The sequence below is a fragment of the Enterococcus sp. C57 genome (genome assembly GCF_040887305.1).
Classification (GTDB): domain Bacteria; phylum Bacillota; class Bacilli; order Lactobacillales; family Enterococcaceae; genus Enterococcus_B; species Enterococcus_B hirae.
Window position 1 is genome coordinate 71,094 of sequence record NZ_JBFOFP010000007.1, and the last position, 12,361, is coordinate 83,454.

The window sequence follows — 12,361 nt, forward strand, 5'->3', positions numbered from 1 at the left end:
ATAGAAAGGGGCGAAAAGATGGAAGCGGTTATTAATTTGAATGAGATACTAAGTTGGTTAAAAAAGCGGATACTGTTGATCATTTGTTCATTAATCGGCGGTTTCGCCGTTGCGACTGGAGTAACTTATTTTGTTATTACTCCAGCATACAGTTCATCGGCTGAATTGATTGTTCAATCGAAAAACGAAATCGTCAACCATAATTTACAATCAGAAGTACATGCAAATGTACTCTTGATTAATACATATAAAGACATGATTTTAGGAGATATCGTACTTAATGAAGCAACCGAATACTTAGAAAATAAATTTGCTTATTACTTAACGAAAGATCAATTGAGAAAGAATATTCAGATTATTCAATCTTCAGATTCACAAATGTTCCATATCAAGGTGATGTCAGATGAAGCTGAAAAAGCTGCGAATATAGCAAATGTTCTTGCTTATACTTTTGAAGAAAAAGTAAAAGAAGTTTTAGACGTAAATAAAGTAACGATCACATCAATTGCGCAAGCAAATCAGCTACCGGTTTCACCCAATAAACGGTTGAATCTTTTTCTTGGTGCATTTTTAGGTTTACTTCTAGGGATCGGGATGGCTGTCTTGTTAGAAATATTGGATAAAACAGTAAAGGATGAGTATTTTCTCGCAACGATGGGGTATCCAGTCTTAGGGATAATTAGTGAAATGAGTAATAAGGAAATTGAAAATGGGCAATCGATTCAACTCACAACATACTCTCGACAAGGAACTCATACACATAGACAACGAGCGCGTACACATCTAAGCAGAGAAAATCGGTTCACACGAAAATAGATGAGGAGACTAATACGTGAAAAATAATATGAAAAAAAAGGGTGTTCCTCTGATTAGTGCTAGTAAACAATCGTCCATGATCTCTGAACAGTATCGAACGGTTCGATCAAATATCCAATTTAGCTCATTTGATCAGGATATAAAGACAATCGTCGTTACTTCAGCAGGTCCAGAGGAAGGGAAGTCAACTGTTTCAGCGAATCTAGCGATTGTTTTTGCAAATAGCGGGAAGAAAACACTCCTAATTGATGCAGATTTAAGAAAGCCAAGTGTAGAAAGTACATTTCGTTCAACCTCGAACAGTGACGGACTAACTAACCTGTTAAAAAAAAGAAATGAATCAGCTTTCGTATTCATTCATGAAACAAATATTGCACATTTGTGGACGATGACCAGTGGACCAAAACCTCCCAATCCTTCTGAATTACTCGAGTCAAGCCGAATGAATGAAATCATTGATGAATTAAGCGTAAATTTTGATTTGATCATTTTTGATTTACCGCCTGTTGTGCCTGTGACGGATGCACAGATACTAGCTTCAAAAACAGATGGTACAATCATTGTCGTGAGAGAACGAAAAACGCTAAAGAAAGAATTGTTCAAAGCAAAGGAACTATTGACGATCGCTCAGGCAAATATCTTAGGGATTGTCTATAATGGAGTAAAGAAGTCGAAAGATATCAACTACTATTATTGAGGTAGTAGATGGTGTGTTAAAATGATTGAAAGAAAATGTTGATCAAGATCGTGCATATCAAGTACTAAAGAAGGTGATTTATTGATTAAACCAACTAGAAAAATCAAAGCGATTAGTTTGGTGCTACTCGATAGTTTTCTAATCATACTTGCTAATTACATCAGTTTTATATTTATGGTTCCATTTGTTATCATCAATAGAGATTATTTGGCAATAACACTCATTTCATCAGTTATTTGTTATCTGTTCTATGGTGGGATCTTTAAAGTATTTACAAGAATCAATCGTTATACGAATCTTAATGAGTTGTTAGGGATCTTTGCGGCACTCACTTTTATGTTATTTTCAATTTTTCCTTTGTTTTACTTGTTTAACCAGGAGCTCATGTACCAGATTAGTTTGCGATTAGTTGTTTTTTCTTACATAATGGCACTTTTATTGATTGCTAGTAGTCGGTTAGGCTGGCGGGTCTGGGTTGAATTGAAAAATAAAAATGGTCGTTCGAATGAAAAAAAAGTACGAATCTTGATCATTGGTGCTGGAGAGGGTGGACAATTACTGTATCAAAGTTTTTTAGGTTCTCAAATTGTGAATAATATTGAAGTTGTGGGCTTTGTCGATGATGATTGTAACAAATGGGGAACTTATCTTTTAGGTAAAAAAGTACTGGGAAATACCCGTGAAATAAATCAATTGATCCAGACATTCCGTATCAATATGGTTACGATAGCGATTCCTTCGTTACCAAAAAAGAAGATCCAACAGCTTGTTCAATCCATTGAAAATAAGAATATCAAGGTAAATATGGTTCCCTCTTTTGAAGAAGTAGCTACCGGAAAAATCAATGTTTCGCAATTAAAAGAAGTAGATGTGATCGATCTATTAGGAAGAGAGGAAGTTTCCCTTGACCTAGAAAGTATCAGCCATCAATTAGAAGGACAAACGATTTTAGTAACTGGGGCTGGGGGCTCGATTGGTTCAGAGATTTGTCGGCAAGTTTTGGCATTTGAACCAGCAAAGTTGATCTTACTTGGACATGGAGAAAATTCGATTTATTCGATTCATCGAGAACTAACTACATTAGATCCTCAGAGGAAAGTAGAGATTCTACCAATCATTGCTGATATTCAAGATAGAGAACGCATCTTTTATTTGATGGAAAAATACCATCCCACGATTGTTTATCATGCAGCCGCACATAAGCACGTTCCGCTGATGGAATATAATCCCACAGAAGCAATTAAGAATAATATTAACGGAACAAAAAATGTGGCGGAAGCAGCTAAAAAAAATCATGTTAAGAACTTTGTGATGATTTCTTCTGATAAAGCAAATCGCCCGCCAAATGTGATGGGAGCAACAAAAAGAATCGCAGAAATGTTAATCACAAGTCTGAACCAATCTGGTGAGACCAAGTTTTCGGCTGTCCGTTTCGGGAATGTACTTGGGTCTAGAGGTAGTGTTATTCCACTGTTTAAAGAACAGATTTTAAGAGGGGGACCGATCACTGTCACCGATTTTCGGATGACCCGCTACTTCATGACGATCCCTGAAGCGAGCAGATTAGTTATTCAATCAGGTGCATTGGCTAAGGGAGGAGAAATTTTTGTTTTGGATATGGATAAGCCGATCAAGATCGTGGATCTAGCTAAGAATATGATCCATTTGAGTGGTTATACAGAAGAAGAAATCGAGATTGTTGAAACAGGGATACGTCCTGGGGAAAAATTATATGAAGAATTGCTATTAGAAAAAGAAAAGAAAGAAACGCAAATTTTTGAGAAGATTTTTGTTGGGGACATTAAAGGCTTTTCTTTAAAAGAAGTCACCCAGCTAATTGAACAGTTACCAGAAGATGAAAGCGAAGCAGCCAAGAAAGTTATAGCGTTTGCAAATGCTTCTAATGAATGAAGAAAAGATAGAAATGATGATTGGAAAAATAAATCAATCAGTGAATTTTTGCTGTTAAAGGCGCACGGGGAGATAGAAAATGAAAACAATGGAAGCAAATGGGTACTCATCAATTGATGAATTAACGAAAAGCAACCAAAAAATTTTAGGAAGGTTATTTTACCTATTGGGATTTACACTCTGTATTTCGCGTGTTTTTTTCGGGATCAATATGTCAATAAGTGATGTATTTATGGTGCTATTAGTTGGCTACCTTCTACTAATGAAAAAAGTGGTGTTCAGTAAACAATTAGTACTATTTTTTATTGGGGTTATTTGTTGGCGGTTATTGTCCACGATATTGTTAAGTTCATGGGTGGATACTTCTGTTTCGCTTTTTTCAGTCATCATGACGGGACAAAAATTTTTCGTCAATCTCCTTTATTTGATTCTAACGATCTCGATCCTTCATATAAATCCAGAGTTGAAAAAAGATTTTTTATCTGGGGTAAAAGTCGGAACACTTTTTTTTGGCTGTCTTAGTATGTTCATTTTTCTAGTAGCTCCAGCAAGTTTGAAATCATTTGTTTTGTTCGGTGATCTACGTTTGAAAGGATTCATGAATGATCCTAACTATTTTGCTTATCTTCAAACATGTGGCTACTGTATCTGGTACTTAAGACCATTTAAAGGTAAGTGGAAGAACCTGATTGCATTCATGGGTTATACATTCTGTATTTTGTTATCTGCTTCCAAAACAGGGGTTGTAGCGTTTTTAGTAATCAATTTGTTATTTCTAATTCAAAAATTATTTAGGAAAAATATCAACGTCAAACATCTTGTAATGACAATCATGACAGCGAGTGTATTGATTATCGGTACGCATTTTCTTTTTGCTGATTATGTAAGTAATTTAATTGCACGTTTTCTTTCCATTCCGCAATTTGTCCGATTTGAGGGAGTTTTCACTAATTTTTATGGCGCAATCGTTGCTGGAGGTTCCGGTAGAACAGAAGCTTGGAAAACAGCACAACTTTTGTTAACGCGGACTCATTTCATGGGTATCGGTTTCGTTGACTACTCTTCAGTTGCTTTATCAGTTAGTGGAAGCCCGACGATTGCTCATAATACTTTTTTACAAATAGCTGTTGAATGGGGAATAGTCCCAGCAATGATGGGAATGTTGTTGGTATTTGGTCAGTTTGTCAGAAAATTATTGCTGAAAAAATGGTTGCTGTGTCTCTTAATATTAGCGAATATTATTTTTTCTTTTAGTATTTCTTTACAAAATTCACGATTACTATGGATCTTAGTAGGTTTACTCGTTGTGAAAGAACAGGGATCTCTAGTAAATGGAAAAAAGGAGCAGTCAAATGATTAGTGTGATTATCCCCACTTTCAATGCAGAAAAATCGATTGAGCGAGCAGTCAATTCTGTACTAAGACAAAGCTATCAAGATTTTGAAATCATTATTGTCGATGATCGATCAACAGATCATACTTGGGAACTTTTAACGAAATTAAAAAAACAAGATCAACGTATCAGAATCTATCAAAACGCTAGAAATTCTAAAAGTGCTTATACTCGCAACCAGGCAATCAAACATGCACGGGGGAACTACATTATGCAACTAGATGACGATGATTATTGTCACGTGGAACGTATGGCAAAGCAAGTAGCGTTTTTAGAGGCTCATCCAGAATTTGGTTTTGTTGGCAGTAATGCCTATTTATGGGACCAAGAGGGTGTCTATGGTGAACGGGTGGTCAAAGAACGACCTGAAATAAAAGATCTCTTGAAAACGAGTCCGTTCATCAATCCATCGGCTATGTTTAGAAAACACATCTTAGAATCTGTAGCGGGTTATCGAGTTTCAAAAGATACTGTTAGAGGACAAGATTATGACCTATATATGCGGTTATATGCGAAGGGACACAAAGGTTATAATTTACAAGAAAACTTAGTTTATTACTATCAAGATAAAGAGTATTATAAAAAAATTTCCTGGAAAAATCGCCTTGGGGAAAGTCGGTTGAAATATCGTAATTTCAAAGAATTACAGGTTGCTAAAGTTCATTATCTGTATGTCTTGAAACCACTAATAGCGATAATGATTCCTAGACACCTCCTATTTTGGCATCAGCACCGCAAACAAGGATGAAAAGGTTTCTTTGTTTCCTTTACAAATAAATCAGGCTTAGACAAAAAATAAAACATACTAAGATAAGGGCAGCCTCATCTTAGTATGTTTTTTTATTCTCTTAAAGCAGGCGTCACAGCAGTTTTACAAAAAGTAAACCGTTTCTTTTGGTAATCTAATAAACCAGAATCTTTTAACTGTTTGATTACTTGTCCAGCAGTCTCTCTCGTTGTCCCACTATTAACCGCTAATTCTTTTAGTGTGATAGGGTATGGAATTTCGACATGGCCATCTGTGGTTGGTATGCCAAGCTCTTCTTTTAAAATGAATAAGTTTTGTTTCACTCGATCAAAAGCGCTAGAAGTTAAACCGATCTGTATCCGCAGTTCGTGCATCGCTACTACTTTTGAGATTTTATGGATCATATAGAGTAATTGTTTTGGATTGTTTTTCGCAATTTTTTCATAACAAGATACTGGGAAAGAGAAAGTTTCGATGTCTGTCATTGCTTGAGCAGTGTATGAATAAATTCCTTCTTCAAAAATACCAGACATTGGGAAAAGGTTATTTGGATTGACATAATCATAATAATAATAAGTAGCACTTTCATCATATCGTTCTAGACGAACCAATCCTGATGTTAAAATGTAGAGACGTTGTCGTTCATCTCCTTCATCAAATAAAATTTGTCCTTTTTTATAAGAACGAAGGATCGTATGCTCTTTAATGAGCTCAAATTCCTCGTCAGTAAAGTTTTCAAAATCAGGTTGATAGCGTAACTTTGAAAAATGATAATCAATTCTATTTATACGCATAAAACTCCCACTCCTTACTTTCAGCTACATACTATATTGTGACTGGTTTTGGCTTAAATGTAAAGTTTTAACCTAGAAGAAAAATCATGGTTAAAAAAGCAATTTTATTCTTTGTGATCAGTCTTTTTTGTTATTATGAATAATTTATACAGATAGATTGCATAATTCTTTTTAATGATTGGTATTTTTGTATAAAAAACACAATTATTACATAAAGCAAGCGCTATCAACCTTGTGAAATATCGAAAAAGAAAATATTCAAAAATAATTTTTTAATGAATAAATATTTTTTTGAGAGAGTTTTCAGTATAAAAAAAGTGATAAAAGTTAATAAAAAATGTAAAAACGTGTATTTATTTAATTGTCTTCTAATAATGTGAAATTGCTCTCGTTTTAGATGAGAAGAAATTATGAAAGTGGTTACAAAAAGGCGGTATTCTATGTATGTAATCAAAACGAAGGAGGCAACACAACATGGATAAACCTATTCACGTTTTCTCTGAGATAGGGAAGTTAAAGACAGTTTTATTGAAACGACCTGGACAAGAAGTGGAAAATTTAACACCAGATATTATGGACCGTCTGTTGTTTGATGATATTCCATATCTGCCAATCGCACAAGAAGAGCATGACTATTTTGCAAAGACATTGCAAGATGAAGGCGTCGAAACTTTATATCTAGAAAAATTAGCTGCAGAAGCAATTGATGCCGGCAATGTCAAAGAACAATTTTTAAATAAAATGTTAGACGAATCCCACATTGCATCTTCTGCTGTAAGAGATGGTCTTCATGAGTTCCTTCTATCAATGGAAACCCAAGAAATGGTAGATAAAATTATGGCGGGTGTCCGCACGAAAGATATTTCAGTTCGTTCAAACAGTCTGTATGATCTTTCTTCAGATGACGACTATCCATTCTATATGGACCCAATGCCAAACCTTTACTTTACACGTGATCCTTCCGCATCAATGGGAAATGGGATGACTGTTAACATGATGACATTTGAAGCACGTCGTCGTGAATCAATGTTTACTGAATACATCTTGAAACATCACCCACGTTTTGCGAACAAAGGGGTTGAAGTATGGTTAGATCGTGAAAACCCTGATCACATCGAAGGTGGAGATGAATTAATCCTAAGTGACAAAGTCGTCGCTGTAGGTATCTCACAACGAACAAGCGCTAAAGCAATCGAAAAATTAGCACGTAATTTATTTGCTAAACATGCAGGCTTTGAAAAAGTCCTAGCAATCAAGATTCCTAACAATCGAGCAATGATGCATTTAGATACTGTGTTTACCATGGTTGATCATGATAAATTCACGATCCATCCAGCAATCCAAAGTAAAGAAGGAAAAATGGATGTCTTTACGATCGAACAAGCAGGCGATGACATCAAGATCGCTCATTCTGATGACTTACAAGCGTCATTAAAAGCTGCGTTAGGTTTAGATGATTTAGTCTTGATCCCAACTGGTAATGGTGATGCGATCGTTGCTCCTCGTGAACAATGGAATGATGGTTCTAATACTCTGGCAATCGCACCAGGTGTTGTCGTAACGTACAACCGTAACTATGTATCCAATGAATTATTACGTAGCTATGGCATCAAAGTATTGGAAATCAATTCAAGTGAGTTGTCACGCGGTCGTGGTGGTCCACGCTGCATGAGCCAACCATTAGTACGTGAAGATTTAAAATAATATGAATGCTAGTGGCAGTCTAACTGTCAGCTGCCACTAGATTTCCTCTTTAAAACAAAAACAAACAACCTAAAGGAGAATTTTAGTTATGAAAGAGTCAGTATTTCAAGGAAGAAGTTTATTAGCAGAAAAAGATTTTACAAAAGAAGAATTACAATATCTAATCGATTTTTCTGAGCACTTAAAAGATTTGAAAAAACGTGGCATTCCACATCACTACTTAGAAGGTAAAAACATTGCACTTTTATTTGAAAAAACGTCTACTCGTACACGTGCAGCTTTTACAACTGCAGCAATCGATTTAGGTGCGCATCCTGAATATCTAGGTGCCAATGATATCCAATTAGGTAAAAAAGAATCAACAGAAGATACAGCTAAAGTATTAGGTCGAATGTTTGACGGAATTGAGTTCCGCGGCTTTAGCCAAAAAATGGTGGAAGAACTAGCAGAATTTTCTGGTGTTCCAGTATGGAATGGCTTAACAGACGAATGGCATCCAACACAAATGATCGCAGATTTCTTAACAATCCAAGAAAACTTTGGAACAGTTGAAGGAATCACAGTGGCATATTGTGGTGACGGACGTAACAACATGGCGAACTCTTTACTTGTGACTGGGGCTATTTTAGGTGCAAACATGCGTATCGTAGCACCAAAAGAATTACAACCAGAAGAAGAAATCGTCAAAATGGCAGAAGAATTTGCTGCTAAATCTGGTGCACAATTAATGATCACTGATGACGTGGATAAAGGTGTTGACGGTGCTGACGTACTTTATTCAGATGTTTGGGTATCAATGGGTGAAGAAGATAAATTTGAAGAACGAATCAAATTGTTGAAACCTTACCAAATCAACATGGAAATGATCGAAAAAACGCACAATACTGACCGTTTGATTTTCTTACATTGCTTACCAGCATTCCATGATACTAACACAATCTATGGTGAACAAATGAAAGAACGCTTCGGCATTACTGAAATGGAAGTTACTGATGAAGTCTTCCGCAGTAAATATGCACGTCAATTCGACCAAGCAGAAAACCGCATGCACTCAATCAAAGCAATCATGGCAGCAACACTTGGTAACTTGTTTATTCCTCGTGTATAACGGTTAATCACATTCATCTCAAGAACAAAACGAGTCAGCTTTAATGGACCTCATCATGGGCTGGCTTGTTTTGTCATTGAGAAAATTCAGAACTCTCTGGAGAAAGGAAGACAAATATGGCAAATCGTAAAGTAGTTGTCGCATTAGGTGGTAATGCGATTTTATCAACAGATGCAAGCGCAAAAGCACAACAAGAGGCATTGATGGAAACAGCAAAATACTTAGTAAAATTCATTGAACAAGGGGATGAGTTGATCATTTCTCACGGGAATGGACCACAAGTAGGGAATTTGCTGATCCAACAACAAGCAGCTGACTCAGAAAAGACACCAGCGATGCCTTTAGATACTTGTGTTGCAATGACAGAAGGATCAATTGGGTATTGGTTACAAAATGCAATGGGTGAAGTGTTGAAAGAAAAAGGCATCGATAAAGATGTGGTTTCACTTGTTACGCAAGTCATCGTTGATGAAAACGATCCATCATTTAAAAACCCAAGCAAACCAGTAGGACCATTCTATACCGAAGAAGAAGCCAATGAACAAATGAAAGCTGATTCAACAGTAACCTTTAAAGAAGATGCTGGTCGTGGCTGGCGTAAAGTAGTGGCTTCTCCTAAACCAATTTCAATTAAAGAAGCACGAGTGATTGAAACGCTAGTAGAACAAGGCGTGATTACAGTCTCTGTTGGTGGTGGCGGAATTCCTGTTGTGGAAACGGCAACTGGTTTAGAAGGTAGAGAAGCGGTCATCGATAAAGATTTTGCTTCTGAAAAATTAGCGGAAATCATCGATGCAGATCTATTGATCGTTTTAACTGGAGTAGATAATGTTTATGTAAATTATCAAAAACCAGATCAAAAGAAACTAGAAACTGTTTCAGTTTCAGAAATGAAGCAATACATTGATGAAAATCAATTTGCACCAGGAAGTATGCTGCCAAAAGTCGAAGCGGCAATTGCCTTTGTTGAGGCAAAACCAAAAGCTAAAGCGATTATTACTTCTTTAGAAAATATCGAGAACCTTCTCGCATCTGAAGAAGGAACGATCATCGTAGCGGATAACTAAGAATTCTTTTTCTTAGGAAATGAACTATGTTAAAAAGTGTCCAGTTGGTATTTCTTCTCCTTTAGACCTTCTGGACATTTTTTATAAGAAATCCCTAGCCAGCAGTTTTTTTTTCTGCTATAATTCAATTAATATAATAATTTCATAGTTTGTTGAACAAGAGAGTAATTGTATTTACTTGATCAAAGCGAGTTTGGGTGTGGTGAAAGCCAAACGAGAGGATACAATGAAGCGCACTTGGAGAACTCTGTCTAAGACAGACGGCTATCAACCGATATCAGATGAAGCTGGTCCTAGCAAATAGGACAACTGGAGTGGTACCGCGGGATATCTCGTCTCTAGTGATCGTAGTTATCTATGATCACTAGAGATTTTTTTGTTTTCAGCAAACAAAAGTATTTATAGGAGGAATGTAAATGAATAACAAAGATATTGTATCAAAAGCGATCTATGACGTTGTCAAAGACGATCTTACAATGGAACAAGTAGAAAAACTATTAGAAAATCCAAAATCTGCAGACCATGGGGATGTAGCCTTTCCTGCCTTTTCATTAGCGAAAATCTATCGAAAAGCCCCTCAACAAATTGCAGCTGACCTAGCAGAAAAAATCGATTCAACAAACTTTGAAAAAATCGAAGTGGTTGGTCCTTACTTAAACTTCTTTATGAATAAAGCGATGATCAGTAAAGAAGTTTTGGCTTCTGTCGTGAAAGAAAAAGAACATTATGGCGACAGCTCCATCGGAAATAACGGAAACGTACCAATCGATATGTCTTCTCCTAATATTGCAAAGCCGATTTCAATGGGGCATTTGCGTTCTACAGTTATCGGGAACTCCATCGGATTTATCATGGAAAAATTAGGCTACAACCCGATTCGTATCAATCATTTAGGAGATTGGGGCACACAGTTTGGGAAACTGATTGTGGCTTATAAAAAATGGGGTTCAGAAGAAGCAGTACGTTCTGAACCAATCAATGAATTGTTGCGTCTGTATGTTCAATTCCATGAAGTGGCTGAAACAGAACCAGAATTGAATGATGAAGCACGTTCATGGTTTAAACGTTTGGAAGAAGGCGACAAAGAAGCCATTGAATTATGGCAATGGTTCCGCGACGAATCTATGAAAGAGTTCAATAAAATCTACGATCTATTAGAAGTTCGTTTTGATTCTTTAAATGGTGAAGCTTTCTATAACGATAAAATGGATGAAATCGTAGAACTTTTAGAAGAAAAACATTTATTGCAAGCAGATAAAGGTGCTGAAATCGTTGACTTATCAGCTTATGATTTGAACCCAGCGTTGATCAAGAAATCAGATGGTGCAACACTTTATATCACTCGTGATTTAGCAGCAGCTCTTTACCGCAAACGCACCTATGATTTTAAACAATCATTGTATGTTGTCGGAAACGAACAAAGTTATCACTTCAAACAATTGAAAGCTGTTCTTAAAGAATTAGGCTTTGATTGGTCAGATGATATGCATCACATCCCATTCGGATTGATTACTCAAGGTGGTAAAAAACTATCAACACGTAAAGGGAAAATTGTTTTACTTGAAGAAGTGCTAAATGAAGCCATTGACTCTGCTAAAGAACAGATCAGTGAGAAAAATCCTGATTTAGAAAATAAAGATGTGGTAGCTAAACAAGTCGGTGTTGGCGCAGTTATCTTCCATGATTTAAAAAACGATCGCCTAAATACATTTGACTTTAATTTAGAAGAAGTTGTCCGTTTCGAAGGTGAAACAGGACCTTATGTACAATATACACATGCTCGTGCTGTCAGCTTGTTAGCAAAAGCCGACTTTACGCCATCGACAGATCAAGAATACGCCTTGAATGATGAAAACAGCTGGGAAGTTGTAAAATTGATTCAAAAATACCCAGAAACTGTTTTACAAGCAGGTGAAAAATACGAACCTTCTATTATTGCGAAACATGCAATCAAGTTAGCTCAAGCATTTAATAAATATTATGCACATACTAAAATTTTAGTTGAAGATGACCAAAAAGAAGCGCGTTTAGCATTAGTTTATGCTGTAACAGTCTTGTTAAAAGAAGATTTACGTTTGCTTGGCTTACACGCACCAGATAAAATGTAAGAAAAGTAACGTACA

At 36.2% G+C, this 12,361-nt stretch carries 10 protein-coding genes; 9 read left to right on the forward strand and 1 reads right to left on the reverse strand.

The genetic code is table 11. The features are described from left to right. The first annotated feature begins 18 nt into the window (after positions 1-18). The 5 genes from AB5M32_RS09670 to AB5M32_RS09690 all read left to right on the forward strand — a co-directional run bounded on the left by AB5M32_RS09670 (position 19) and on the right by AB5M32_RS09690 (position 5,565). Positions 19-816 carry a YveK family protein gene (locus AB5M32_RS09670; protein ID WP_178286052.1) on the forward strand — a complete coding sequence of 266 codons (798 nt, stop codon included), beginning with the start codon at positions 19-21 and terminating at the stop codon, positions 814-816. 28 nt (positions 817-844) lie between these two features. Continuing rightward, on the forward strand, positions 845-1,513 hold the full coding sequence (locus AB5M32_RS09675; protein ID WP_178287265.1) for a CpsD/CapB family tyrosine-protein kinase: 669 nt from the start codon (positions 845-847) through the stop codon (positions 1,511-1,513). Positions 1,514-1,594: 81 nt separating this feature from the next. Continuing rightward, on the forward strand, positions 1,595-3,424 hold the full coding sequence (locus AB5M32_RS09680; RefSeq protein WP_178286054.1) for a nucleoside-diphosphate sugar epimerase/dehydratase: 1,830 nt from the start codon (positions 1,595-1,597) through the stop codon (positions 3,422-3,424). A 79-nt stretch (positions 3,425-3,503) separates the two neighbouring features. Then, entirely contained in the window at positions 3,504-4,784 is a 1,281-nt protein-coding gene (locus AB5M32_RS09685) for an O-antigen ligase (protein ID WP_178286056.1), read from the forward strand. Then, positions 4,777-5,565, forward strand: coding sequence for a glycosyltransferase family 2 protein (locus tag AB5M32_RS09690; RefSeq protein WP_010718863.1), 789 nt, complete (start codon positions 4,777-4,779; stop codon positions 5,563-5,565). Before AB5M32_RS09685 ends, AB5M32_RS09690 begins: the two co-directional genes overlap by 8 nt. Positions 5,566-5,657: 92 nt before the next feature. On the opposite strand, the gene AB5M32_RS09695 is transcribed toward AB5M32_RS09690, so the two are convergent. Further along, complete coding sequence (locus AB5M32_RS09695; protein WP_010718864.1) at positions 5,658-6,359, reverse strand: Crp/Fnr family transcriptional regulator; 702 nt, start codon at positions 6,357-6,359, stop codon at positions 5,658-5,660. A gap of 474 nt (positions 6,360-6,833) precedes the next feature. On the opposite strand from AB5M32_RS09695, the gene arcA reads away from it, so the two are divergent. From arcA to argS, 4 genes are all read left to right on the forward strand, one after another. Continuing rightward, a complete protein-coding gene (gene arcA, locus AB5M32_RS09700; protein ID WP_010718865.1) occupies positions 6,834-8,063 on the forward strand; it encodes an arginine deiminase in 1,230 nt (409 codons plus the stop codon). A gap of 88 nt (positions 8,064-8,151) precedes the next feature. After that, positions 8,152-9,171, forward strand: coding sequence for an ornithine carbamoyltransferase (gene argF, locus AB5M32_RS09705; RefSeq protein WP_010718866.1), 1,020 nt, complete (start codon positions 8,152-8,154; stop codon positions 9,169-9,171). Positions 9,172-9,287: 116 nt separating this feature from the next. Next, positions 9,288-10,238, forward strand: a complete 951-nt coding sequence (gene arcC, locus AB5M32_RS09710; protein ID WP_010718867.1) for a carbamate kinase — start codon at positions 9,288-9,290, stop codon at positions 10,236-10,238. 416 nt (positions 10,239-10,654) lie between these two features. Continuing rightward, a complete protein-coding gene (argS, locus tag AB5M32_RS09715; RefSeq protein WP_034698338.1) occupies positions 10,655-12,346 on the forward strand; it encodes an arginine--tRNA ligase in 1,692 nt (563 codons plus the stop codon). The last annotated feature ends 15 nt before the right edge of the window (positions 12,347-12,361 follow it).

Bases quoted from the DNA above. Each gene is read 5' to 3' on its own strand.
- AB5M32_RS09670 (WP_178286052.1), top strand. From the start codon at position 19: ATGGAAGCGGTTATTAATTTGAATGAGATACTAAGTTGGTTAAAAAAG.
- AB5M32_RS09675 (WP_178287265.1), top strand. From the start codon at position 845: ATGAAAAAAAAGGGTGTTCCTCTGATTAGTGCTAGTAAACAATCGTCC.
- AB5M32_RS09685 (WP_178286056.1), top strand. From the start codon at position 3,504: ATGAAAACAATGGAAGCAAATGGGTACTCATCAATTGATGAATTAACG.
- AB5M32_RS09690 (WP_010718863.1), top strand. From the start codon at position 4,777: ATGATTAGTGTGATTATCCCCACTTTCAATGCAGAAAAATCGATTGAG.
- AB5M32_RS09695 (WP_010718864.1), bottom strand. From the start codon at position 6,359: ATGCGTATAAATAGAATTGATTATCATTTTTCAAAGTTACGCTATCAA.
- arcA (WP_010718865.1), top strand. From the start codon at position 6,834: ATGGATAAACCTATTCACGTTTTCTCTGAGATAGGGAAGTTAAAGACA.
- argF (WP_010718866.1), top strand. From the start codon at position 8,152: ATGAAAGAGTCAGTATTTCAAGGAAGAAGTTTATTAGCAGAAAAAGAT.
- arcC (WP_010718867.1), top strand. From the start codon at position 9,288: ATGGCAAATCGTAAAGTAGTTGTCGCATTAGGTGGTAATGCGATTTTA.
- argS (WP_034698338.1), top strand. From the start codon at position 10,655: ATGAATAACAAAGATATTGTATCAAAAGCGATCTATGACGTTGTCAAA.